This window comes from Ensifer sp. WSM1721 (assembly GCF_000513895.2).
Lineage (GTDB): Bacteria > Pseudomonadota > Alphaproteobacteria > Rhizobiales > Rhizobiaceae > Sinorhizobium.
On the sequence record NZ_CP165783.1, the window covers coordinates 371,245 to 395,748 of the forward strand.

Annotated in this window: 18 protein-coding genes; 12 read left to right on the forward strand and 6 right to left on the reverse strand. The window is 59.9% G+C overall.

What is annotated here, in order from left to right; all coding sequences use genetic code 11:
- Positions 1 to 17: 17 nt before the first annotated feature.
- The 4 genes from M728_RS19495 to M728_RS19510 form a co-directional block, all read right to left on the reverse strand.
- Positions 18 to 1,163 (reverse strand): glycosyltransferase, encoded by a 1,146-nt coding sequence (locus M728_RS19495; protein ID WP_051440881.1) that lies wholly within the window; start codon positions 1,161 to 1,163, stop codon positions 18 to 20.
- A gap of 206 nt (positions 1,164 to 1,369) precedes the next feature.
- Positions 1,370 to 2,029, reverse strand: a complete 660-nt coding sequence (locus M728_RS19500; protein WP_026620459.1) for a response regulator transcription factor — start codon at positions 2,027 to 2,029, stop codon at positions 1,370 to 1,372.
- Between the two features lie 456 nt (positions 2,030 to 2,485).
- Complete coding sequence (locus M728_RS19505; protein WP_026620458.1) at positions 2,486 to 3,322, reverse strand: sulfotransferase; 837 nt, start codon at positions 3,320 to 3,322, stop codon at positions 2,486 to 2,488.
- A gap of 271 nt (positions 3,323 to 3,593) precedes the next feature.
- On the reverse strand, positions 3,594 to 4,916 hold the full coding sequence (locus tag M728_RS19510; protein ID WP_051440884.1) for a lipopolysaccharide biosynthesis protein: 1,323 nt from the start codon (positions 4,914 to 4,916) through the stop codon (positions 3,594 to 3,596).
- A 345-nt stretch (positions 4,917 to 5,261) separates the two neighbouring features.
- On the opposite strand from M728_RS19510, the gene M728_RS19515 reads away from it, so the two are divergent.
- The 11 genes from M728_RS19515 (at position 5,262) to M728_RS19565 (ending at position 19,871) form a co-directional block, all read left to right on the forward strand.
- Positions 5,262 to 6,515, forward strand: coding sequence for a polysaccharide biosynthesis/export family protein (locus M728_RS19515; protein WP_026620457.1), 1,254 nt, complete (start codon positions 5,262 to 5,264; stop codon positions 6,513 to 6,515).
- 56 nt (positions 6,516 to 6,571) lie between these two features.
- Positions 6,572 to 7,252, forward strand: a complete 681-nt coding sequence (locus M728_RS19520; protein ID WP_026620456.1) for a sugar transferase — start codon at positions 6,572 to 6,574, stop codon at positions 7,250 to 7,252.
- 147 nt (positions 7,253 to 7,399) lie between these two features.
- Positions 7,400 to 8,086 (forward strand): PIG-L deacetylase family protein, encoded by a 687-nt coding sequence (locus M728_RS19525; protein ID WP_026620455.1) that lies wholly within the window; start codon positions 7,400 to 7,402, stop codon positions 8,084 to 8,086.
- A 34-nt stretch (positions 8,087 to 8,120) separates the two neighbouring features.
- Complete coding sequence (locus M728_RS19530; protein ID WP_026620454.1) at positions 8,121 to 9,314, forward strand: DegT/DnrJ/EryC1/StrS family aminotransferase; 1,194 nt, start codon at positions 8,121 to 8,123, stop codon at positions 9,312 to 9,314.
- A gap of 1,049 nt (positions 9,315 to 10,363) precedes the next feature.
- Positions 10,364 to 11,539 (forward strand): glycosyltransferase family 4 protein, encoded by a 1,176-nt coding sequence (locus M728_RS19535; RefSeq protein WP_026620453.1) that lies wholly within the window; start codon positions 10,364 to 10,366, stop codon positions 11,537 to 11,539.
- A gap of 338 nt (positions 11,540 to 11,877) precedes the next feature.
- A complete protein-coding gene (locus M728_RS19540) occupies positions 11,878 to 13,992 on the forward strand; it encodes a mechanosensitive ion channel family protein (RefSeq protein ID WP_026620452.1) in 2,115 nt (704 codons plus the stop codon).
- A 98-nt stretch (positions 13,993 to 14,090) separates the two neighbouring features.
- A complete protein-coding gene (locus M728_RS19545; RefSeq protein WP_026620451.1) occupies positions 14,091 to 15,188 on the forward strand; it encodes a glycosyltransferase family 4 protein in 1,098 nt (365 codons plus the stop codon).
- The gene (locus tag M728_RS19550) at positions 15,185 to 15,958 is read left to right on the forward strand and encodes a polysaccharide deacetylase family protein (RefSeq protein WP_026620450.1); all 774 of its coding nucleotides are present in this window, start codon (positions 15,185 to 15,187) and stop codon (positions 15,956 to 15,958) included. The genes M728_RS19545 and M728_RS19550 overlap by 4 nt, the downstream gene beginning before the upstream one ends.
- Positions 15,959 to 16,083: 125 nt before the next feature.
- The gene (locus M728_RS19555; RefSeq protein ID WP_026620449.1) at positions 16,084 to 16,920 is read left to right on the forward strand and encodes an N-formylglutamate amidohydrolase; all 837 of its coding nucleotides are present in this window, start codon (positions 16,084 to 16,086) and stop codon (positions 16,918 to 16,920) included.
- A complete protein-coding gene (locus M728_RS19560) occupies positions 16,917 to 18,815 on the forward strand; it encodes a flavohemoglobin expression-modulating QEGLA motif protein (protein ID WP_026620448.1) in 1,899 nt (632 codons plus the stop codon). Before M728_RS19555 ends, M728_RS19560 begins: the two co-directional genes overlap by 4 nt.
- A 9-nt stretch (positions 18,816 to 18,824) precedes the next feature.
- Positions 18,825 to 19,871, forward strand: coding sequence for a glutathione synthase (locus M728_RS19565; protein WP_026620447.1), 1,047 nt, complete (start codon positions 18,825 to 18,827; stop codon positions 19,869 to 19,871).
- Between the two features lie 415 nt (positions 19,872 to 20,286).
- Here M728_RS19565 and M728_RS19570 read toward each other — a convergent pair whose 3' ends face one another.
- The gene (locus tag M728_RS19570) at positions 20,287 to 21,117 is read right to left on the reverse strand and encodes an MBL fold metallo-hydrolase (RefSeq protein ID WP_026620446.1); all 831 of its coding nucleotides are present in this window, start codon (positions 21,115 to 21,117) and stop codon (positions 20,287 to 20,289) included.
- 455 nt (positions 21,118 to 21,572) lie between these two features.
- Here M728_RS19570 and M728_RS19575 point away from each other — a divergent pair, with 455 nt between their 5' ends.
- Positions 21,573 to 22,772 carry a DUF3095 domain-containing protein gene (locus tag M728_RS19575; protein WP_026620445.1) on the forward strand — a complete coding sequence of 400 codons (1,200 nt, stop codon included), beginning with the start codon at positions 21,573 to 21,575 and terminating at the stop codon, positions 22,770 to 22,772.
- Here the strand turns inward: M728_RS19575 and M728_RS19580 are convergent.
- Positions 22,762 to 24,099, reverse strand: a complete 1,338-nt coding sequence (locus M728_RS19580) for a nucleotide sugar dehydrogenase (protein ID WP_026620444.1) — start codon at positions 24,097 to 24,099, stop codon at positions 22,762 to 22,764. The two genes, M728_RS19575 and M728_RS19580, sit on opposite strands and share 11 nt — an antisense overlap.
- Between the last annotated feature and the right edge of the window lie 405 nt (positions 24,100 to 24,504).

Below are 24,504 nucleotides of genomic sequence, written 5' to 3' on the forward strand. Positions count from 1 at the left end.
GCGTATGGATTAGGGCTTTAGGCGTGGCGTTCCGCACGAGGGGATTCAGCGCTTTCGCCATAGCTCGATTTGAGCGACGGCGGGTTAACGGATCTGGCGATCACGTTATCCCACTGCTGCAGAACGGATGAAGTTGCATATCGCGCCGAGGCGGCCGCCGCGCCGTAGGTGGAAAGCTTGCTTCTTAAGGCCGGGTCGGTCACCAGGGAGAGAATTGCTTCGCCCAACCTCTGAACGTCTCCGGAGGGAACAAGCAAACCGGCATCGGGACTGCTGAGAATTTCCGACGGCCCCCACGAGCAATCGAACGCGATCGACGGCAGCCCTGCGGTCATCGCTTCCAAAAGCACGTTTGGAAAGCCTTCGAAACGGGAACTCAGCACAAAGATGTCGCCCGCTCCAACCCACTCAAGCGGAAACTTTGTAATGCCAGGCATTTTGACGTTGTCGCCAATACGAAGATCGCGCGCGAGGTGCTCGAGGGCGCAACGCTGAGACCCTTCGCCAAATATGGTCAACTGGGCTGTCGGAACGGATCGCGTTACGTAGCTGAATGCTTCGAGAAGCAAATCGAAGCCTTTCTGCCTTTCCAGGCGTCCGACCGCGACGACGCGGGTGCCTTGGCTTGGGACTCGTGCAACATTGGGCGGGATCGTCACCGGATTGGGTATGATCTCCGCCTTACCGCGCAAACTCGGTGGCAGAGATTGAAAGGCATCCTGCGTTTGCATAACCAAGCTCGCTGCGCTTCTGACAGCAAACGGCTGAGCGAGCCGCCAGAGGAGATGCGTTTCCTGCGACGTGAAATTGTTCCGCTCCGACATGATGATCGGCGTGTTGAGGCCGTGGGTAGCCAAGCCAACCAGTACATTGACCTTGGTCAGAAAGGAAATGACAAGGTCCGGTTTGAGCGCCACCAACCGACGGCGAAGCCTCGATAGCCGTTGCACGGTTTGTGCGATGCGTGGGATGGCGCGAGTGGAACTTCCAAGCGCCTCGATCTTTATGGCACCGCGATAGGGGAAATAGGATTTCGAGCTATAGGCATTGACTGCGAGAACGTGAACAATATCGCCTTGTGCACTGCGATGGTGCGCAAGGAGATTGACGATTTTTTCCGCGCCGCCAGCTCCGAGTCCCGATAGGACGAATGCTATCCGCACGGTGTGACCTCCAATCTTTTGCCCGAAGGCCTCTCTTAAACGGTTCTCCGCCGGACGGGGCGGTTTCGGCCGGATCGCTTGGTAGGGCGAGCACTGCGAGCGCACTCTGGAATAGTGGCCTGCCGCATGGCCCGGTATCTGGCACGCTGCCCCTGAGGAGAAATGCCCGGGAATGATGAACTAAGCCCGTGATCAGTTTATTGGTCTCAATTGACGCTCATCCACCCGTGCGTCAAAGCGAAGTGAACGATTTGTGCCCGCGAACGCAGCTTGAGCTTTTCGGTGGCCCGTGCCTTATAGGTCTCGATCGATTTGACACTGATGTTGGTATGGGCGCCGATTTCCTTGTTCGAATATCCTAGCGCGACCAATCGCAAAACATCCTGTTCCCGCGCGGTCAGCCCCAGCGTGCCGAAGCTGGTAGAGCGTGGCGCGCTTCGTTCAGGTCCGGAAGAGGTCATCTCGCGGGCCGTCAGTGGATCGAAGAAGAGTCCGCCGAGCATTACCGAGCGGATCGCAAGTAGCAGGTTCTCCGCCGCCGAGCATTTCTGGACAAAACCCTTCGCGCCGATCTGTAATGCCTGCTGAACATATGACCTGTCATGATAGTGCGTCATGATCACCACGTGAGCAGTGTGGCCGTTGGTTATCACTTTCTCTGCGAGTTCGAGGCCGTTCATGTCAGGGAGTGACACGTCCAGTACAGAAACGTCCGGCGCGGTCTGGCTGATTAGTGCGATGGCCTCGGTCCCGGTGCTGGAATCGCCTACACAGACGATATCTTCGGATTTCTCAATCAGAGTGCGCGCGCCCGCAACCACAAGCGGATGGTCGTCGACGATAACGGCGCGAATGGGCAACTTCATCGTGGCCCTCCTTCCTGACGGGGGAATTGTCGCTTTAAGCCGCGCGTCGCGCAGGACTCTCTGGCAGCCGCTCGCATGGGTCGCGCCCTGCTTCGCTTGATAAATGCTGCAGTCTGGAGAACGTCTGCTGTGCCCTCGCAAGGGAAATTGCTTTGTGAGCTCGTCATGACAAAAATTACTCCGCCAAGACATAAAGTAAGTTCTTTTTGTTCAGCAATTGCTGATAAAAGGGTCTTAGCGACCGAGAAAACACAATAAACACATGCGATCGTTATTTAGATTTTTAGCATAACAGATAGTTCCGATGCGTCAACGTCAAGCGCCGCCGGTCCTCGCCTCATGGGCAGTCGGTAGGGGGCGACCGCGAGCAATCTGTAAGCTCTTTGAGGCATGGCCAACATCGCCTTTCAGCTTCGGTCGTGAGCCGCGTGCGTGCCGGTTTGGCGGCAGCTTTCATCAATGGGTGCTCCCATTTCTCAGCCAGCCGTTCAGATCCTTGCCGACGATGGTGCCGAGTTTCTCTACCTCCTTGGCGTAAAAATCGCTCATCCGTTCCCGCAGTTCCCGGGTCAACGGAGCGTACTGCACTTCGGCAGCGGCGATCGACCGTATCTTCTTGAAGCCCGCATTGTTCCTGAAGGGCGCGACCATAGGCTTAAACGGCCGCAGCAGACGGCGCAAAGTCGGATTGACCACCGGCTCCGCCTTGTCTTTGACTTTCTTCTCCAGAGGCCGAAGCGGCAAGTCGTCAGTTATCTTCATGAACTTTCGGACGCGACCGAGCTGTGCAGCCGCGTCAATTTTCATGTCCTCGTAAAGAACGACGAGAATCTGCTCGGCTGGGAACCGATCGACATAGGCCTGCAATTGCTGAAAATAGAGCCCGCCGCTCAGGAAGCGTCCGTCGGCACCGCTGCGTGGGTCCAGATACTTGGCGACGTCGCGGTCGACTTCGCCCCTTCGGTAGAGCATGCAGTAGTCCGAGTAGGCGCGCTCGATGGGATTGCGCAACTGTGCGATCAGCAACGCCTTGGGAAGTTTCTGACTTATCCGTTCAGCCGCGCCCTCGGTGTCCATATAGGAATTGGATTTCTCGCCGACGAGACGTTGACCCTTCTGTCCTTCGAAGTTTGAAAGGTACCACTCGTCGCCATGATCATAGCAACGACTGAAATAATGCAATTCAGGAGCAGGCATGTATATGTTTGGGTCCTGCTGCAGTGATTGCTGAAGCCACGTCGTGGCGCTCTTGGTCGCGCCGATAATCAGGAAATCGATATCGTGCAACTTCATAGATTTTCTCCGTCCCAACGCGCGCGGCTGAGGATACGGGGCCCACAGCTATGCGCGACAGATTACGCGAATGTTCATCACTTGGATTGGGCTAAGCTGGCAATTCTTCTGCAGGCAGCCCGGCGACAGTCCTTCTGTTTGAAAGTCGGTGCAGCAAAAAATCTCGCGGCCCGAATGGCAAAATGCATCAAGGAATTACAAAAATATGAGAGCCTTACAGTAGTGAACGCGCGCAAGTTGAGCAAGTAGTCGGCGTTGGTGTCGAGCAATTTTACTCCGACGAGACGTCGAGAGACGTTTTCTGCCGTTTCGTCAAGGCCTGGCGATAGGAGACGGCCATCATCGAGAGCCAGATGGCGGCCATGACGATATGCGCTAGATTGGCGCCCATCGGGCCGACGCGCGGGATTAGCGTCAACGCGGCGGCATGAAACGCAATTGTTGCGACGAGCACGCTGCTCAAGACCCGATCCTCCCGCCCCATCGACAAAAGCGCCGCGCGGATAACTGTCCCGTACAACGTCATGGTCACGGCAATGGACTGAACGACGACCAACGGCCCTGCCGCCTCGAATTCCGAACCGACAGCAAGTCTCAGCACCGGATCGATCGCCAAATACGCCCCGCCCACAAGCATTATTCCGCAGCCGAGAAGAAGCGCCCGCATTTGCGCAACGGCCCGATGAAACTCTGCAATTGCGCTCGCGGCCCAGGCCCGAGCTAAATCCGGGTAGAGCACGGCCTGCACTTGGTCGCCGATTTGCAGTGCCATCCGGCCGATGCGCTTAGCAATGTGGTAAAGACCCGCCGCAGTGGGGCCCGCTAGATACCCGACGAGAAGCGTGTCAAGCTGGTTGGCACTCGAACGTAGCGTCAATGACAGGTTCGTCGAAATCGCGAATTTCCAGAGGCCTGGAAAGTGAGCTGTAATACCGCGTACAGATGCAGTGAGCATGCTCGCCAGCATTCCCTGTCTTTGCAGTTCTGCAAGCGAAAGGGCGACGAGGGTCAGCGAGCCGACGATCTGGGCCGCCATCCATATCAGGACGAATTCATACAGAGTGCCGCCGACGGCAAAGCCGATGGCGCATAATACTATGCGAAAAATGCTGGAAGCGACTTGGCCATAGGCAATCGATCGGAACTTCCCGAACAGGCGCAGCACGGCCATCGGCATGCCTGAGATTTGAAACGGAAGAAGAGCGCAATAGAGGGTGACGAGGCCTGCCATCTCGGACGAAATCCCGAGCCATGGGCCGACCGCCCAGACGAGCGCCACGGCAATAACGAACCCGCTCGCTGCGGCAGACACGTCAAGCAGGAGGCCGAACTTGAGTAGCGAATTGAGCGTTTCCGTGTTCTTCGATTGCGCGCCGAATTTGATTAGTGGCTGCCAGGACTGGAAGTTCACGAGCCGCTCTACGGCACTTGTATAGGTGAAGCAAAGCGCCAAGATGCCATACTCGGACGGACCGAGCGCCCTTGCCGTCAAGGCGAATCCAACGAGGCCTAACAGCGAGGTAAGCGCATTCCCGGTAAGTAGATGCCCTATGTTTCCCAGACGGTCCTTCAGGCTTTTTTCCCGAGCGAGCATCTTGTGGAGGCGGTTGAAATTCGCGGCTAATTTTTTCGGAATCGTCAAGCGAGACCTCCTGCCTCCGACGAGGCCGCCTTATGGACAGGCGCTGCCCACGGCCGTGGCACGTGGTTGATGCCCTTGTAAACCTAATAGGGGTGGGCCTGACATCGCAGGGCAAGAACACCCGCTGGGACCCCTAGGCGCGGTCATGTGTGTGCGTCGAGGAAGTCGCCTTGTCGATCACAACTACCGGCGCAATAAATAGCTAAAATCCTTTGACGTGAGAGTATGAGGGAGAATATAGTCGCGCAAGATATTTTTGATCGTTTTTTCTTTATTGTTTTTTGGAGTGCGGTTGCGATGGGGACATTACCTCCGCTAACGACCATGAGCTTGCCCCTACGGGATTGGGGGGTTTATGTTTTGGCGATCGTGCTGTTGGCGGTCGGGCTTTTTGTAGGCTCGGCGCTGCATGCATCTGCCGGTGAATATCGGCTCAACTCGGGCGATGTTCTGACCTTTGACTTCCTCGACGACGCCGAACTGCCAATCACCGCGACCATTTCCGGCAACGGCGAAGCACAGTTCCCTCTCATCGGTGGAGTGAACGTAGCGGGTCTCACGATAACGGAGGCGTTGGATAAGCTTCGCGACGAATACCGGAGCCGCGAGGTCCTGGTCGATCCAAAGCTGTCTCTTAATGTCTCGACTTTCCGGCCAATTTTCGTTCTCGGTGAAGTCAGGAGCCCCGGTTCGTTTCCCTTCTATAGCGGCCTAACGGTCGAGCAGGCCATCGGCCTTGCAGGTGGTATCCAGGTCGTCGCCGCGAACGCGTCCGACCGGCTCATCGCACGCGCCCGCTTGCGCGCAGAGGTAGACGCCGTAAAAGCCGAAATCGTTCATGAAGCCGTCTATGCGGCGAGACTTGCGGCGCAGTTGAAAGCCAGCGAGAAAATCAATCTGGACGACGTTCCGGAGTTCGCCCGCACCTATGTCGAAGGCGTGCCGTTTGATGGCGTCGTTGAGCTCGAGGAGAAAATCCTAAAAGAGGATCTCGCCGCCCATAAATCGCAAACGCAAATTCTCACGGAGGGAATTGCGCAGGCCGAGGGTGGGATAGAGATCCTGAACGAGCTCGTGCAGCAGCAAAAGGACGTGGTCAGCAACAGCGTTGAGGATCTGGCGCGCGTCGGCACGCTCCGCAAGCGCGGGCTGAATACTGAAAGCGAGCTCTCTCGCGCGGAGAACAGCGCGGCAGCGGAGAAGGTCCAACTCCTGCAAACCTTCGCGACTCTTGCGCGTACGCGCCAGGAGTTGAGTGAGTTGAAGCTGCAACTGGCAAAGCTGGCGGCGGATAGGAAGAAGGACATTCTGACACAGCTCCAACAGCGTGAAATTGCCATCAAGAAACTAATTTCGAACCAACGCACCGCTGAAGAGCAAATCCTCCTCATGGCCGCCGTGGCTGAGGATGAAACGAAGAAAAATCAAATTTCATATACTTATGAGATTCGTCGGAACCCCGTTGGTGGCAAACCGACCAGCCTACAGGCATCCCTCGTCACAGAATTGCTGCCGGGTGATGTTGTCGTCGTGAGTATCGCCGGAATGTAATCTTTGTTCGCAAGTAATATTGAAAACCGCGCTTCATGTGCCGAAGGGACATTGAATTGAACCCCGTTCGAGAGCATGCAGTTTCCGCTTTTGGTTTGCCTGCCTCCTCGGGATCATACCGTTTCAAGCGCGTTCTGGAGTACGCACTTGGGGGAGTGCTTTTCATCGTCTGCTTACCGCTGATGGCGGTAACCGCGATCGTCGTTTGGGTGAGCCTTGGCTTGCCGTTGTTCTTCACCCAGGCACGCGCCGGCGCGGGCATGCGCGTCTTCACGGTTGCTAAGTTTCGCACGATGACTGACGCGCGCGGGTCAGACGGCGCATTGTTGCCAGACCAAATGCGACAAACCGCTGCGACCACGCTGCTGCGCAGACTTCGCTTCGACGAGCTGCCGCAACTGCTTGCCGTGTTGGCAGGCGACATGTCGATGGTGGGCCCGCGCCCGCTTCCCTTGGCGACGGTTGCAAGCTTCGGGGACCTCGGCCGCATGCGCTCAATGGTTGCTCCCGGCATGACCGGGTGGGCGCAGGTGAATGGCAATACGCTGCTGTCGGATGAGGAGAAGATCGCGCTTGACCTCTGGTATGTCGCGCACGCCAGTCTTTGGCTCGACGCGCGAATTCTCCTGTTGACGCTAAAAACACTTGTTGTTGGCGAGCATGTCAACAAAGAGCAGTTAAAAGTTGCAAGGGATTTTCTTTCACTTCATTTTTGCTGTCAGCAGCAGGAATGCTGATGCGATGGCGGCCGGGGCCACAGGTCCGATGAAGACGGCCGATGGTTCTGAAAAGCCGGGCTAAGCGAGCCAGGTCAAAACTTGGACATATGTTTTACTCGTCACGCCGTGTGCGCGTTGATGCCGGCAAGGTCTTTTGGAGGTTCCATGGATGGTTCGCATTTCTCTTTCGGACGCACTCTGGTGGTCGCCCCGCATCCTGATGACGAGGTGCTGGGCGCCGGCGGGACAATCGCGAAGCTGGCTTCGCAGGGCGAGGAGGTCTTTGTTGCGATTGTAACCGAAGGAAAGCCCCCGGCTTTCGACGCCGCGACTATCGCCAAGACGCAGGCGGAAGCGAGGGAGGCGCACAGGGTTTTGGGCGTGCGGGAGACCCTATGGCTGCGTTTGCCTGCTGCGCAGCTTGCGGAAACCGCGCACGCCGCCGTCAACGGTGCGCTGCTTGACCTTATTCGGCGTCTGTCTCCGCGAACCGTGCTTGTCCCCTTTGTGGGTGACATGCACATGGATCATCAGCTTACCTTCACTTCGGCGCTGGTTGCATGTCGACCGCACCAGGCGGAGTTTCCTAGGCTGATTCTCGCCTACGAAACGCTCTCGGAAACGAACTGGAATGCTCCCTATTTGTCTCCGGGATTTCTGCCGAATTTCTTCATCGACATCACCGAGCATGTCGAGGCGAAGGTTCAGGCAATGCAGCTATTCGCGTCGCAGTTGCGCGAGCCACCGCACGAGCGTTCCATAGCGACACTACGCGCGCTCGCCACGCTGCGTGGCGCGACCGTGATGCGCGCTGCGGCCGAAGCGTTTGTCCTGGTTCGACACGTAGTCTGAGCTGGGCCACCGACACACGGAGCTGGAGGGATAAATGGCACGCTGGCCGGTTTACGATGAGGAGCAGATCGAGGACGTCGTCTCGGTCCTTCGATCGGGTGAGGTGAATGCATGGACGGGACCGCATGTCCGCAACTTCGAGGAGCTGTACGAGCGCTTTCTTGGGGTGAAGCACGCGGTGGCCCTAGCGAACGGAACGGTGGCGCTGGACCTAGCGCTGTTTGCACTGGGCCTTCAGCCTGGCGACGAAGTGATCGTTACCCCACGTAGCTTTATCGCCTCGGCCTCTACGGTTCCCCTGGCGGGCGGGGTCGCGGTTTTTGCCGATGTTGATCGCGATAGCCAAAACATCACCGTGGAAACGATCAGAGAGAGGCTGACATCTAAGACCAAGGGCATCATCGCCGTCCACCTTGCCGGGTGGCCCTGTGACATGCCTGCGATCATGGCGTTCGCCCGCGAGAAGGGGCTGTGGGTGATCGAGGATTGCGCCCAGGCGCACGGTGCCGAAATCGCCGGTCGGCCAGTCGGCAGCTTCGCCGATGTCGCCGCTTTCTCCTTCTGCCAGGACAAGATCATCACCACCGGAGGCGAGGGTGGGCTGGTGGCCATGAACGATGACGAACTGTGGCAGAAGGCCTGGAGTCGCAAGGACCACGGCAAGTCCTATGACGCCGTTTACAGGAGGCAGCATCCGTCGGGCTTCCGCTGGCTGCACGAGTCCATTGGGACGAACTGGCGCATGATGTCCATTCAAGCGGTATTGGGATCACGGCAACTACAGCGCCTTGAGCAATGGCGCGGCGCCAGGGCGCATAATGCGGCCATCCTTGCCAGGGCGGCCGACGAGATCGAGGCTCTGCGTACGCCCCTGCCCCCCTCGGGCGTGCGACATGCATGGTACCGCTTCTACACGTTTCTCAGGCCGGAGCTTCTGAAGCCGGGCTGGAGTAGGGATCGGATCGTAGCTGAGATCAACCGAGCGGGGGTCGCCTGCTTCAGCGGAAGTTGCTCTGAGATCTATCTGGAGAAGGCATTTGTGGACTTGAACATGGGCCCAGTCGAGAGACTGCCAAACGCGCGGGAGCTCGGTGAGACGAGCCTTGCATTCCTCGTCGATCCTGCTCTCGACACGGCTGCCATGGAGAGGGCTGCCCAGGCGTTGCGTGAGGTGATAGCAAGCGCCAGCTCAGCGAGTGAAGTGCGCCGCGCTGTTCGGATGTCATAGCCGGGAGAAGAACGGCGGCGGCCAACGTCGTGATCAGGCTCGAATCCGGTCTGAGCGATGGGGCGCTTGGCAGCGCTCGTCAAATGTGCGGCGCACAATCGCTCGACCTCCGCCACTTGTGATTCATCTCGAAATCCTCCCGCCTTTCCGCGCCTCATGCGCATGGTTTCCATGTCGCTTCGATCATAGTTGTTAGCTCGGATGTCTTCTGTGCATTCCCGTTCCTGCACGGCTTCAAAACGTCCGGAAACCGCGGTGCGAAGTCCCTCCCGGTCGAGCGGACAGCGGAGAAATCGAAAGGACGCCACTCCTTTCGTTTCGCGGAAGCGGTAAGCCGGAATTCCCCGCGCTGGCTCGAGATCGAAATTCGGCGCGCCATTGAAAACATGTTGTGGAGATCTATTGCCGTCGGACGCCGGCAAGGGAGGTGAAACAATGTTAAGGAACGTCGCGAGACCAGGTGCGGCCTGATTTCGGATAGGAAATGAGGAAGCTGTCGGCCTGCCCGCCGTATGCGATCAGCCGGACCTGCCTGTTCTACTCGCCGCCCAACACGCCCAAAAAATGCTATCCATCAGGCGCCTTCCGCAATCCCTAGTTGCTTCGTGAAGTAAAATATTCTGGAAGGTATACAAAATTGTGATTCTGCCGAGGAATAGAAGTACGCCTATATTGCAAATTCATTGTGATTATAGTTTTTATCATGCGTTTAGTCATTCAGCCGATAAAGCACTCAGCAGACGAGGACGATTCTAGGACGCAGTTTTGATTTCGCACTGTCGAAAGCAATCCGCACTCTACCGACTTGCCAAAGGCATTGTGGAAAGAGGTTCAGCGTGGCTGGCAAGGCTTAAGAATGTCAGTTTAGCAAGTTGATTATCAGATGAAAAATTCGCATTCTATCGACAACGCACTTGCCATTGCACCGAGGGAGGCGCGCGGGCCCATGCCGACGCCGGCAACCGCGCGGATCCGCTTAGCGGTCAATGGGAGCTGAAGGCGCGGTCTTCGCTCCGATCGCCGGACAATGGTGGGAGGGCTTTTCGGTAATGAACAAGCGTACAGACTCCCGGGCGCTCGCACTGCCGGAAATCGCGGGAGCAAGGATAACGATCATCGTTCCGGCCCTTGGAGCCGGCGGCACCGAGCACGTCGTAAATCTCCTTGCCAACCACTGGAATGGGCTCGGCTGTACGGTGACGATCATCACGCTGGAGCCACCGGATGCGCGGCCCTACTACAATTTCGATTCTAAGATCGCGGTCGTGCGCTTGGGGGTGCCTCCTCGCAGGGCTCCAAAGATGCAGTCCGGCTTCCTTGTGTTTCAGAGATTTCAACGGCTTCGAACCGCTATCCAACAATCTCAGCCGGACCTCGTCTTAAGTTTTCTGACCCGAACGAATGTCTTGACGCTCCTGGCCACGATCGGCTTTGCAGTGCCGGTGATCGTCTCCGAGCGTAATAATCCGGCTCTGCAGCCGCTCGGGCCGGTTTGGAAATGGCTGCAGAAACGCCTGTATCCGCGGGCATTCGGTATGGTCACAATGACCCAGGGGGCCCTTGACCATTTTCCAGCAAGGATACGCCGCACGGGGTGGGTGATCGCCAATCCTGTCGATTTGCCGAGCGGCTGGCAGAAGAAACGCGGAGGAAACATTCTGGCGGCGGTGGGTCGCCTGACCCGCCAAAAAGGGTTCGATCTTCTGCTGGAGGCATTCTCGAAAGTCGCCACGAGGCATCCCGAATGGAAGCTGGTGATTTGGGGCGAAGGCGATGAGCGGCGCAGCCTGGAGGCATTGCGAGATGCGCTCGGCCTCCAAGAGCGAGTGGAAATGCCAGGGCTGACCCAGCGGCCTGGGCTTTGGATTGAGAGCGCAGACGTCTTTGTCCTGTCTTCGCGTTACGAGGGATGGGGGATTGTCTTGCTGGAAGCGATGGCTGCGGGCCTTCCCGTCGTTTCCTACGAATGCGATTGGGGACCGCGCGTCATGATAACGCACGGCAGTGACGGCATACTCGTGCCGAGAGAGGATGTCGAAGCCCTTGCGAAAGCACTCGAAAGGGTGATGGCGGATCGTAACCTTAGAGAGCGGCTGGGGGCGAGGGCGGAGGCGAGCGCTCAAAGATATGTCCCCGAACAGATACTCGGCGAATGGGATGTGCTGGTCTCCTGCGCATTGAAACATGCGTCGAAGATGCGCTTGCAGATACCTGATAACGGCTAATCGGGCGTTCTTTTGCGGCGCCGCGTTGGCGGCGCGGGTCATCGAAGGTTTGAACTGCTATCAATCCGAAAGAGACTTCAAACGTCTGAACAATAGGGCCTCCTGCTGCGACAAGCTGCGCACTCCGCCTTGACTTAGCAAGAGCGCGGATCCTTGAGTGAGGTGTCCACCGTTCGAAATTGAAGCTCACCAATTCAGCCATCTCGGATGACCTCGTCCGATTCAATTCCGCAGCGGTAAGTCGAAGTGGAGCGGCGTGCGATTTGCCACGTGACGCATGTGTGCTCGATATGCGAATATCGCTGTGGGCGGCATGTATAAAGACGGGGGCAGTTCGCATGAGCGCAGGTTCGAGGCGTGGCAGACGAAGCGCATTCTTCGCTTCGCTCGCACTCTTTCTCCAGCTGATCTTCGGCTTTGCCGCTCCGGTGGCGGCCCAAGAGCCGGTGACGGCCGCGCCGTCGGCCAAGGTCCAGCAGTTGATCGAGTTGCTGGACGATCCGGAAGTCCGTCAATGGCTCGCGGCCAAGCAGACGGCTCCGACACCCGCCGCGACCACGCCTGCGGGGGGACTTGCCTCGCGATGGGTAGCAGCGATCCGGAAGCATGTTTCTGACCTCGGGAACGCCGTGCCGCGCGTGATGCCCGAATGGCGCGCGGCGAGGGCGCGCATTGCGGTTGACATGCAAGCCTATGGAACGGCCCCTGTCCTCAGGGGCTTCGCCATCGTCCTTTTCATCGGCTATGGCGCCGAAATCCTGCTCCGCTACCTGTTACGCCGGAGTGTTGCGCGGAACGCCGCCGGGCCCGGCCATGGGCTCACGGCGCTTCTTCGCATCGCGCCGCTGGCCGTCTTCGCGGTTGCTGCCATCACTGCTTTCGTGCTTGCCGCTTGGCCGCACGAGCTCGAGGCCGCGGTCGCGCCGCTGCTGATCGCGTGGATCGTGGCCCGTCTGTTGATTGCGATTGCATCCGCGGCGCTAAAACCTTCCGAAGAGACTGCGGCACCGGATGCGCCGCAGGCGCCTGTCACGCTTGCTCCGGATGCCGCCCGTTTCTGGTACAAACGATCCGTCTTCTTCGTCTGTGCCCTCGCCTTCATCTGGGCCGTCGGCGACATGATGCAGGCGCTCTCCGTTCCGGAGGACGTCCGGAACTTGTTGGCGGCGGTTCTCGGCTTCTTTGTTCTGGTCCTGGCGATCGATACCGCATTGCGCCGGCCCGCCCCGGACATGGCTGCCGGGCGGCGCATCCTGCGCAACGCACTGCTCATAGCGTTCCTCATCCTGTTGTGGGTTGTCTGGATCGCGGGCATGAAGGTTTTGTTCTGGATCGGCGTCTACGTTCTCGGATTGCCGCCGCTGTTGCGCTTCACCAGCGCGGCGACGAAGGCGATGCAGGATACCCAGGCAGCCGACTACGTGCGCGTGGTGCGCAATGTTCTGATCGACCGCGGCGCGAGATTCGTCATCATCGCGCTCGCGGCGGCTTGGCTTGCCGTTGTTTTCCAGGTCAACGGCAGCGCGATGATGCAGGATGATGTCTTCAACCGGGTTTTCCGCGGCGTGCTGGCCGGCATTGTCATCATGCTTGCCGCAGATCTCATCTGGCAACTGGCGAAGGAGTCCATCAACGTCCGCGTGAGACAGGCGAGCCTCGACGTCGCGGATCCGGCCGAGCTTGCCCGTAATACGCGCCTGCGCACGCTGCTGCCGATCCTGCGCAACTTTCTTGCCGCCTTCATCGCGGTTGTCGCCGGCATGATGGTGCTTTCCGGCCTCGGCGTCGAAGTCGGCCCACTGATCGCCGGCGCCGGCGTCTTCGGCGTCGCCATAGGCTTCGGCTCGCAGACACTCGTCAAGGACATCATCAGCGGCATCTTCTACATGATGGACGACGCCTTCCGCGTCGGCGAATATATCCAAAGCGGCAGCTACAAGGGTACGGTCGAATCCTTCAGCATCCGTTCCGTGAAGCTGCGCCACCATCGCGGACCGGTCTTCACCGTGCCGTTCGGCTCACTCGGCGCCGTTCAGAACATGAGCCGCGACTGGGTCATCGACAAGTTCATGATCAACGTTTCCTACGATGCCGACGTTGCGAAGGTGAAGAAGGTCGTCAAAGGCGTGGGACAGGCACTGCTCGATGATCCGGAGCTCGCGCCGCTGATCATAGAAACGGTGAAGATGAAGGGCGTCGAGCAGTTCGGCGACTACGGTATCACCTTGAGCTTTGCCATGACCACCAAGCCCGGACACCAGACGCAGGTCCGGCGGCGGGCGCAGGCGCTGATCAAGGAAGCGTTCAAAACCCACGGCATCCAGTTTGCCTCGCCGACAGTGCAGGTCGCGGCTGACGAGGCCCAAGCGGCGACGGCCGCCGCTGCCGCGACACGCGACGCGATCGCCAAGAGAAACGCGGCCGCAGCGCCTGGCGAGGAGGCGGCGGAATAGTCTGCGCGCCATGCAGATCGACGGCTGCTCCAGCATTCGAAACGACATGCCCGCCGTGTTGACATCAGGATAGGAAGGCAGGATAGCATTCGCCTCGAATGAAGATCGCCTTCCACGCGCCCCTGAAATCTCCTGATCACCCGGTGCCCTCGGGTGACAGGCAGATGGCACGCATGCTTATCGAGGCGCTGCGCCTGGCCGGGCACGAAATCATCATCGCCTCTGATCTGCGCACATTCTCGCGCGACGCGTCCGAGACGGCTTTTGGGGCTCGCTGCGGCGAAGCTGAGCGGGAGATCGCGCGCCTTCGCGAGCTATGGCGGCGGGAAGGGCCGCCTGAGGCATGGTTCTGCTATCATCCTTATTACAAGGCTCCGGATCTGCTCGGCCCCCGCCTCTCGGCCGAGTTCTCGATTCCCTACATCACGGCGGAAAGCTCCTACTCCCACCGGCGCAACACGGACGCCTGGAGGCTTGCGCAGGACGAGGTCGCGGCCGGCGCGAGGCAGGCCGCCGTAAACATCTGCTTCACCCACCGCGATCGAGAGGGGCTGCAAGAGGCAATACCAAGCGGGCACTATGCGATGCTCGCTCCCTTTATCGATGTTTCGCCGTTTCGCGAGCTGCGGAGGACGAAGGTCGATGAGTGCCGGCTGTTCGCTGTTGCGATGATGCGTTCGGGCGACAAAATGGACAGCTACAGGATGCTCGCGCGCGCCCTGACGCTCGTCGTCGATCTGCCGTGGCGGCTGACGGTCGTCGGGGACGGCCCCGCTCGCGCCGAGGTGCACGAGGCCTTTGCCGCGCTTCCGGCAGGTCGGCTGGAATGGCGCGGTGAAGTGGAGCCGCAGGCAATCCCCGCAATTCTCGCCGGCGGTGATATTTATGTCTGGCCGGGCTGCGGCGAGGCCTACGGGCTCTCCTATCTGGAGGCTGAAGCGGCGGGTCTGCCTGTCGTTGCACAACACACCGCGGGTGTACCGGAGGTAGTCAGGGATGGGGAAACGGGCTTGCTGACGCCGGCCGGAGACGTCGAAGCTTTCGCCGCGGCGGTCCGACGCCTTCTCAGCGATGAGGCTTTGCGGGTACAGCTCGGCGGGCGCGCGAGGCATTTCGTATTTGAAGAGCGCTCGCTCTCCGCTGCTGCCGCGCGTCTCGGCGAGATTTTAAGCGAATTTGTCGGGATGGGAAGATGAACGCGGCATCGATCTGGCAACCGCTCATCGATCGGCTGGACCGGTGCGAGGCCGCCGGAAAAACCTTCGATTTCTGGCTCCGCGACGACGATGCGGTCGAGCCGACGGCGGCGTTGAATCGCTTGCTCGAACTGGCGGATCGCTTCACGGTACCAGCGACCCTCGCCGTCATTCCGGCCGGTACCGATGAGCGGCTGTCACATTACCTCGCCGGTCGCGGCGATATCGGTGTCGCGGTCCACGGCTGGTCGCACCGCAACCACGCGCCCATGGGGGAAAAGAGCCAGGAGCTCGGCGCCCATCGGCCGCGAGAGGTGGTCTTGGGCGAACTCAGCGCCGGTTATGCGCGCCTCCAGGCACTCTATCCCTCCGGTTTCGTGCCGCTGCTCGTCCCGCCATGGAACCGGATCGACGCCGGATTGGTCCCCAGCCTCCCCGAAATCGGCTTCAGAGCGCTTTCGGTGTTCGGGCCTGAGAGGGGCGGAAAACCGCATCGGACCTTTGCGCATCCGGAGCTCACGATCATCAACACGCATGTGGACGTAATCGCTTGGCACGGAACGCGCGGGTGCCGCGACCACCGAGAGATCGTCGGCGACATCGTGCGGCGGCTGGACCAGGCAGGCGAGGGAGGAGCTGCGACGGGCATCCTGACCCATCATCTCGTCCATGACGAGAGCGTCTGGGCGTTCCTGCAGAAGCTCTTCGAGATATCCGCTCCTCACCCGGCCTGCCGCTGGCGAAAAATCGCCGATCTCATAAATCGGTGACCTACTGAGGCGACTGAATATGTCCGCGCAGACGAGGCTTGCGCAGTTCTGGAACCGAAAAGTCCCTTCGGAATTGTAGATTAAGGCGGCATTGGCTGAATGCCAGTGGAATGCGCGGCGGAACGATGGACGTGAACAAAACCCCGGATTTACTCGCGGATTTGGCGCCACCCGTGACCGCCGAGTGGTGGACCCAGCATCGCGGCGATTCGCCCGTCGTCGCGACGGCAATCCATAATGGTCATAGGACGCGCGACGCGGTGGAGCGTTGTTTCGCTCTTTCCGAGGAAGAGCGCCTCCGGGAGGAAGACCCCTTCACCGAGTTCATTATCCGCGATGTTCCCAATCGGATCGTCGTGCACCGCTCGCGTTTCGAGGTCGATATGAACCGGCCGCGCGATGGTGCCATCTATCTTCGCCCGGAACAGGCCTGGGGCCTCAAGGTCTGGACATGCGAGTTACCCCACGATCTCGTCGAGCGGTCGCTCGCCATGCATGATGAATATTATGAGATGCTGAAATCATTCCTTGCGGGCATCGAGCGGTGCTACGGGCGCTTCGTCGTGCTCGACGTGCATAGCTACAATCACCGACGCGACGGCCCCGGGGCAGAGCCGACGGTCGCGGCCGAAGCGCCTGATGTCAACATCGGCACTTTTTCGATGGATCGCCGAAAGTGGGCGCATGTGATCGACCGTTTCGCCGAAGCCCTGCGGTCCTTTGATTTTCGAGGCGGGCGCCTCGATGTCCGGGAAAACATCGCCTTTCAAGGGCGTGGTGAACAGGCGCGGTTCATCCACGAACATTTTCCCGACACCGGTTGCGCTATCGCCGTCGAATTCAAGAAGTTCTTCATGGAGGAATGGACGGGAACGCCATACGTGGAACCCCTCTTCGCGCTCAGGGAGCTGGTCGCATCGACACAACCGGTGCTGGTCGAAGCTTTGGAGGCGGGCCGATGAAGCTGGCGAGTGCACGCATCCCTCGACAGGCGGGCTTTCCGGATTGGATGGCAGAGGTCATCGCGGCGATCGAAGCCGGCAAGCCAGTGCGCCAGGAACTTGCAGCCGGCGGCCGCCTCCATATCGATCGGCCGCTGCCATTTCTCTGCGTCCACTTGTCGGGCGACCATAGCTCGCCGGTCGCCCGGGAAATAGCACAAGCGAATGCATCCTATTTGATTGCCCCTGATGCAGCCACGGCCACCCCGATCGTTGCAGCCGTTGGGACCTTGCTCAAACGTCGCTTCGGCGCGCTCATGGTGCTCGAAATTGAGGAACTCGCCAGTGACGAGTTGCTGAACGACAAGGCCCCGTTTCTTTCGCCCTTCAAGGTCGAGATCGCGGCAGCGGACCAACCGGATATCCGAGCGGCCGCAAGGTCCTTCGTCGAAGCTGTCGAGGCGATCCAGGGAAAGTTCCGCACTCCACGAATCGAGTTTCGCAAGTGGCCGGACAGGCAGCCAGGCAAAGACAAAGTGCTTGAGGTCGCCTTTCCCCAAATGCGCGTGCGGTTTGCACCGATCTACCGCCAGCGCCAGTCTGGCAAGATTTATCCTGAGATCCGCGAGCGCTTGATCGCCAGCATCTTTGACGCCGGCCTGCAAGCCTTCGCTGCCTTTGCAAAGTCGACGAGATGCCTAACGATTACGACACATCGCGCCCTCGGACGGAAAGCCTTTGTCGATGCAGTGGTGCGCACCGACCGAGCCATTGACGATGTGGCCGCGAGCTTCGACTTCCTGCTTGCCGTCACTCCGATCAACGCGGAAGCGGCCTGGAACGAGTTCGCCGCAGATGATTGCTCGCGTGCGCCGCGGTTTCTTTACCGGCCTTTGACGCTGCAGGCGGAGGCAGCAAAAAGAAGGCTCTTCTCCATTCCCTTCGAGCATCTCGAAGACCCGGTGCTTTACCGACTCTACCGCGAAAAGCAGCAGGAGCTCGATCTGCAACTCTCGATGCTTTCCGCGCGTGAGACGGCAAAGTTCGTTGAATTCGGCCGCGCCCTCTACGGTCCGGTCGAGCCGGGGCTGTTGCAAGCCGCAAGGGACATCCTTGCCAGCAGCAACGGTCGCGCGGAAGAAGGCGACGCCTCCGCGCGTCTCTACCAACAGAGCGCAGACAGCTACCTGATCGAAAGGCGAGCACGCGAGATGATCGCCGAATATGCTCGTCGTTGCAGCGACTTCGATGCGCGTGTCGAGGTACGGGACGACCTTCCCAGCGGCTTGCTCGTCTCGGGAAGACGGCTCCTTATCGCCCGAAGCACAGTGATGGAGAAAGATCGTGTCGAGCCGATCCTCAGTCACGAGATCGGCGTTCACCTGCTGACTTATTTCAACGGCTCGGCGCAGGGCCTGCGCCTGTTTCGCTCCGGTCTCGCCGGCTACGAAGGGATGCAAGAGGGCTTGGCCGTCTTTGCGGAATACCTCTCGGCCGGCATGACGGCCGATCGGCTGCGGCTTATTGCGGCCCGGGTAGTTGCCTGTGCCGCCATGCTCGACGGCGCGTCCCTGCCGGAAGCCCATCGGCTGCTCGTCAACGATCATGGATTCCTGAAAGCGGATGCGTTCAACGTGGTCCTGCGCGTCTACCGCGGCGGCGGCCTTGTCAAGGACGCGATCTATCTGCGGGGGCTCCTGCAACTGCTCGACCATTTGGCAGATGGCGGGACGCTCGAACCCTTCTGGATGGGAAAGATCGCAGCCTCGCATTTCAGCGTCATGCAGGAACTGAATGCCCGAGGGCTGCTCGGTGGACCGGCGGTCCGTCCGATGTTCCTCGACGCTGCGGAAGCGACGGCGCGGCTTTCCAGGGCGCGCTCGGCAAAGACTCCGCTCGACCTGTTGGACCACTAGGAGCCGGACATGCGCATCGCCTTTCTTGTCAACTCCATTGAGGGCGAGACGTCGTATTATACGACGACGTCACTCGCGCTTGCGGCGCTCGGACGTGGTCATGAGGTCTGTTACGTCACACCCGGCGATTTCGTGCTCCGGCCAGACAATAGCCTGCTGATCCGCGCGACCACATTGAATGGTTCCAAGCCGAAAAAGCCTGAAACATTGCTTAATGCCCTCAAGCGCGAACAGGCGAAGGTCATGACGATCGACATACGGGAAATTCAGGTGCTCTTTCTTAGGAACGACCCGTCCGAGGATGCAGAAAGCCGTCCGTGGGCAGTTTATGCTGGAACCAATTTTGGGAGGCTGGCCGCGGCCGCGGGCGTCATCGTGGTCAATGATCCCGAGGGCCTGGCGCTCGCACAGAACAAGCTTTATTTTCAGGGATTTCCCGAAACCGTCCGCCCGACGACGCTGATCTCCAGGAGCATCGACGAGATCCGCGCCTTCATCGAGGATCACCCGGACGGCGTCATATTGAAACCGTTGCAGGGATCAGGCGGCAGGAATGTCTTCAAGATCCGCTCCAAGGGCGAGGCGAATCTCAATCAAATTTTCGAGGCAGCGAGCGGCGCCGGCTATCTTATTGCCCAGAATTATCTTCCGGAGGCCACCGCCGGTGACATCCGTCTGTTCCTGATGAACGGACGGCCGCTGGAGCGCAAGGGCGTCTATGCCGGCTTTCGGCGCGTTCCGGCAAAGGGCGATGTTCGTTCGAATCTGCATGCGAGCGGCACGGCTGAACCGGCGACCATCACACCGCAAGTTTTGGCCATCGCGGAAAAGCTGCGCCCCAAGCTGATAGAGGACGGCATGTTCCTGGTCGGGCTCGATATCGTCGGCAACACCGTGCTTGAAGTGAACGTTTTCACACCTGGCGGTTTCCCCGAGATCGCGTCGATCCACGGAGTGGACTTCAGCGAGGATGTGGTGATCGCTCTGGAAGACAAGCTCCGCATTCGGCAGCTCTATGTCGGCGCCGTGTCGAATCGCGCACTCGCAACCCTTTGAAGAACCCTGCTGGATGAAACTGCGCGTAGCGGTAGGGAATGCAGACTGTTGCCTCACGGTAAGGCCTTTAGGTCCACACCATAGGGAACTCCCGTTGAACTGACCGACGAGTTCACCGGCCTCCTCGGCGGAGAGCATGTCCATGACCATCCCGCCAATTACGGCCACCTTCCCGGTGCATCGAACACGGCCTCAGGTACGCGGTCGATCCAGGCCGTTCTCGAGCATCTTCGCACCTCATCGCCGCCTCTCGGCCGCAAGGCGGGCGCTTGCCGATTTTGCGCCCGGTTTGCGCCCTGACCGGTGAAAAATGGCACAAAAGCATGCGAAGCCGATCGAAAAGTGAATCGAAGATCGCCGACGTTTCAGCAGTTACGGATACTCAAGCAAAGCCCTGAGAACTCGCTTTCAGATCTCATAGATCGATGACCTGATGGTCTCGGGCGGCGAAGGCGCCGGCGAAAAAGGTCTGCACCTCCTGTTCCATCGCGGCGAGCGCTGCGTCGGTGCGCGAGGGGTCGTGGTGGAACATGGCGAGGCGCGGAATGCCTGCGGCCTTCGCCAGCTTCGATCCGTGGATGCCGGTCGAGTGTCCGTAGCCGCGATAGGCCGGCATCTCACTTTCCAGATAGGTGCAATCATAAACCATGAGATCTGCGCCCTCGATGAACGCGAGGAGTGCGGGATCGAGAATGCCGGGCTCATGCTCCGTGTCATAGATGAGGGCGACGGCTCGCCCGCCCCAGTCGACACGGTAGCCGACGCAGCCGCCGGGGTGAACGAGACTCATCGTGCGGATGGAAACGCCCTTGCGGGGCGAAAGGACGTCGCCGGGGCGGAAGTCGAGGCAGTCGAGGCTCGCCTCACAGATTGTCGGACCAACCGGAAACCATGGCGGACGCATGAACTCGGTGATCATTTCCTGAGTGGACATCGTCCCATTAAGGTGGCCGGACCAGAAACGGACCGCGTGGCTGCAGGAATAGATCGGCTTGAAATAGGGCAGCCCAATGATGTGGTCGTAATGGCTATGGGTGAAGAAGACGTCGAAGTTCGAGATGCCCTCGGACTTCAGGGCAAGTCCGGCTTCGCGCAATCCGGAACCGGCGTCGAAGAGCAGCACCTCACTGCCGCAGCGAACCTCGATGCATGGTGTATTGCCGCCATAGCGCAGGAATTGCTCGCCGGATACCGGCAAACTGCCCCTTACTCCCCAGAACCGCACTCGAAAGGTGTTTTCCTGCATTCCTGTTTCGGCTTCGTACTGCCCGCCTTGGCACCTTTGCCTTGCGCGCAAGGCCTAGACAAGCACAGATCATGATGGTCCTGCAAATGCAATTAGCATCCGGCCCCAGTGGATCGCCTGTTTCCTGGGGTACAACGTCCCTGATGAAAATTTGTTTTCACGTTTGATGCTCTTATCCGCGGGCCATAGCGTGACGCAAAAGCGGGACGCGCTTTTTCGCTCGAACTCCTCTAAATCATGAACGGATCGATTCTCGTAAGTTAGTGGAGAATGCGGGGCGGAAAACCGTGCACACGTTTCCTCGTCCCGCGCTATGCTCGGCACCTACAGCGCCGTGCGTCTTTTCAGACGCACAAAGGACGCTGTAGCACTTTGAATGGTTGCATGTTTTTGTCCTTAAATCGGGTACGATTTAAGGAAACATGCAGTAGTCACGGCAAAGGGGCGAAGCACCCATGGCGCAGCCAGCGGACATAGAGTTCTACGAGAGGCTTCCTCTTTTCGAGGCGTTCGAAGGCGTGGCTGACGAGGCCAATTACAGGCCGTTGCCCGACGGCTGGTCGCTTGCCGTCGCCGACATCGTCAATTCGACGGGAGCGATCGCGGAGGGGCGATACAAGAGCGTCAACATGGCCGGTGCGAGCGTCATCTCGGCGCTCATGAACGGGCTCGACGAGCGAAACCTGCCTTTCGTCTTCGGCGGAGACGGGGCGCTCGCTGCGGTGCCGGCGGCGCTGGCCGCAAAGGCGAGGGACGTGCTGGCCGCCGCCAAGACCTGGGTGGCCGAAGAGCTCGGCCTCGAGCTGCGTGCGGCACTCGTTCCGGTTGCCGACGTTCGCGCGCATGGGCTCGACATGCGCGTCGCACGTTTCAAGGCGAGCGAGGAAGTGTCCTATGCGATGTTCTCCGGCGGTGGTGCGAGCTGGGCGGAAGCGGAAATGAAGGCGGGGCGCTATCAGATCGAGGCCGCTCCTCCCGGGACGAGGCCTGATCTTACTGGGCTCTCCTGCCGCTGGAACCCGATCGTGGCGCGTCACGGAACGATCGTGTCGATCATCGCGGTGCCGGGCGAGCGCGGCAACGGTCCCGAATTCCAGAAGCTGATCGGCGACATCGTGGCGCTGGCCGAAGGCGAGGAACGGGGCGGCCATCCGGTTCCGGAGGAGGGGCCCGAACCGCGCCTTTCGATCCAGGGCGTAACCATCGAATCGCGCGCCGTCGCGCCGAGGGGCCGGCGCATTCTGGCGTGGCCGTTTATCGCCGTGCAGAGCTTTTTGTTGTTTCTCTGCTTCAGGCTCGGGATCAATTTCGGGCCCTTCGATGTCAAGCGATACGCGCATGACCTCGCCAATAACTCCGATTTCCGCAAGTTCGACGACGGGCTGAAGATGACCATCGACGTCAGCATCGATCGGTTGCGCCTGATCGAAGAGCGGCTGAAGCAGGGGGTGGCGGCGGGTATATCTCGCTATGGGCTGCACCGGCAGGATTCGGCGCTGATGACCTGCATCGTTCCCTCACCGATGAGCCGCGACCACATGCATTTCATCGACGGTGCGGCCGGAGGTTACGCGATGGCGGCAAGAAACCTCAAGGCGGCCCTCTCCGGCGCAGGCCGCGAACGTGCGGACACTCGCCCGGCGATCACGCCTTGACGATGTGTTCGGCCGTCAGCCCGATACGCGCAAAGACGTTGCGCGTATCGACGATCAGCGGCGCCCAGTCCAACAGCAAGGCATAGTCGACGGCGTCATGATCGGTTGCGACAAGCACCGCGTCGAAGCGGCGGATCGTTTCCTCGTCGAAATCGATCGACCGACGGCCCTTGAGCCCCATATGTTCCCGGGTCGAGGGTATTTCCTCCACATGCGGATCGTAGAAGTCGGCTTTGCCGCCGCGCTCCTCGATGAGTTCTATCAATCTCAGCGAGGGGCTCTCGCGGATGTCGGGCACGTTCTTCTTATAGGCGAGCCCGATGACCAGAACATGCGAGCGGCTGAGAGCTTTTCCTTGCCGCCGGTCGAGCGCTTCGGCGAGCCGCGTGACCACGTGGCGCGGCATCGCCGAATTGATTTCGCCGGCAAGTTCGATGAACCGCGTCGGCAGTTCGTATTCTCGCGATTTCCAGGTGAGATAGAAGGGGTCGATGGGAATGCAATGTCCGCCGAGCCCAGGCCCAGGATAGAAGGGCATATAGCCGAAGGGCTTCGTCTTTGCGGCCTCGATCACTTCCCAGATGTCGATGCCCATCGCCTCGTAGACGACCTTGAGTTCGTTGACGAGTGCGATGTTGACGGCACGGAAGATGTTCTCGGTGAGCTTCACCGCCTCGGCGGTGGCGTTCGAGGAAACCGGGACGACGGTCTTGACGACGGCGGCGTAGAACCGCTCCATCAAGGCGGCCGCAAGCGGGCCATCGCCGGCCACCACCTTCGGGATGCTCACCGTCTCGAAGGCGCGGTTGCCCGGGTCTTCGCGCTCCGGCGAGAAGCCGATGAAGAAGTCGGTTCCCGACTTGAGGCCCGTCTCCTCCAGGATCGAACGCACGATACCATCGGTCGTGCCGGGATAGGTGGTCGATTCCAGCACGACAAGCTGGCCTCGGCGCAGGCAGGCGGCGATCGAGCGCGACGTGTTTTCGACAAAGGAAAGGTCCGGATCGCGATGCTTGGTGAGCGGCGTGGGCACGCAGATGACGATCACGTCGCAAAGCGCGAGTTCGGAGAAATCGGTTGTCGAGCGGAGGCGTCCGCCGGCGACCTCGCGCTCGAGCGCCTCGTCCGAGACCGCCTCGACATAGGAGCGGCGGGCGTCGAGCGCGACGATCTTCGCAGGATCGATGTCGAAGCCCGTTACCGGGAAGCCCGAGCGCGCGACCGCAATGGCAAGCGGCAAGCCCACATAACCCAGTCCGATGACGCCGACGCGCGCGGTGCGGGCGGAGATCGATTCGACGAGCCTGTCGTAAAGAGGGGAGGTCAATGGTTGCTTCCAATTCTCGTGGAGGGCCGGTTCCGGCGATGCCGACGCCGATTATCCCGTTTTTGTTGGCGAGAAAGGAGAGCCAAGTCAAGCCGCGCCCTCTTCAACGAAAATTGCTGTCACGGCCCTGGCAATTTGAGGGTGCAACGCGCCAGGGGGTTGCGTGTACGATCCGGCGGAAATCAAAATTCGCTCGCCTCTCTGGAAAAAGCGCCTGGCGGTGAATATCTGCATGAACATAGCGCGGCGATCCGTTCGCTGGGCTAACGGCCGCGGGAGGCGGCAGGAACCTTCTTTACCGACGGGTGCCATAGTCGAGCGCTGCCGCGGATCGGGCGATCTTGATCGCCGGTTCCGCGGGACGGTGCGTTGGCGGCAACCGTCACCGCGACAATGAGGACATGG

Bases quoted from the DNA above. Each gene is read 5' to 3' on its own strand.
- M728_RS19500 (WP_026620459.1), bottom strand. From the start codon at position 2,029: ATGAAGTTGCCCATTCGCGCCGTTATCGTCGACGACCATCCGCTTGTG.
- M728_RS19505 (WP_026620458.1), bottom strand. From the start codon at position 3,322: ATGAAGTTGCACGATATCGATTTCCTGATTATCGGCGCGACCAAGAGC.
- M728_RS19510 (WP_051440884.1), bottom strand. From the start codon at position 4,916: ATGCTCGCTCGGGAAAAAAGCCTGAAGGACCGTCTGGGAAACATAGGG.
- M728_RS19515 (WP_026620457.1), top strand. From the start codon at position 5,262: ATGGGGACATTACCTCCGCTAACGACCATGAGCTTGCCCCTACGGGAT.
- M728_RS19525 (WP_026620455.1), top strand. From the start codon at position 7,400: ATGGATGGTTCGCATTTCTCTTTCGGACGCACTCTGGTGGTCGCCCCG.
- M728_RS19530 (WP_026620454.1), top strand. From the start codon at position 8,121: ATGGCACGCTGGCCGGTTTACGATGAGGAGCAGATCGAGGACGTCGTC.
- M728_RS19535 (WP_026620453.1), top strand. From the start codon at position 10,364: ATGAACAAGCGTACAGACTCCCGGGCGCTCGCACTGCCGGAAATCGCG.
- M728_RS19540 (WP_026620452.1), top strand. From the start codon at position 11,878: ATGAGCGCAGGTTCGAGGCGTGGCAGACGAAGCGCATTCTTCGCTTCG.
- M728_RS19545 (WP_026620451.1), top strand. From the start codon at position 14,091: ATGAAGATCGCCTTCCACGCGCCCCTGAAATCTCCTGATCACCCGGTG.
- M728_RS19550 (WP_026620450.1), top strand. From the start codon at position 15,185: ATGAACGCGGCATCGATCTGGCAACCGCTCATCGATCGGCTGGACCGG.
- M728_RS19555 (WP_026620449.1), top strand. From the start codon at position 16,084: ATGGACGTGAACAAAACCCCGGATTTACTCGCGGATTTGGCGCCACCC.
- M728_RS19560 (WP_026620448.1), top strand. From the start codon at position 16,917: ATGAAGCTGGCGAGTGCACGCATCCCTCGACAGGCGGGCTTTCCGGAT.
- M728_RS19565 (WP_026620447.1), top strand. From the start codon at position 18,825: ATGCGCATCGCCTTTCTTGTCAACTCCATTGAGGGCGAGACGTCGTAT.
- M728_RS19570 (WP_026620446.1), bottom strand. From the start codon at position 21,117: ATGCAGGAAAACACCTTTCGAGTGCGGTTCTGGGGAGTAAGGGGCAGT.
- M728_RS19575 (WP_026620445.1), top strand. From the start codon at position 21,573: ATGGCGCAGCCAGCGGACATAGAGTTCTACGAGAGGCTTCCTCTTTTC.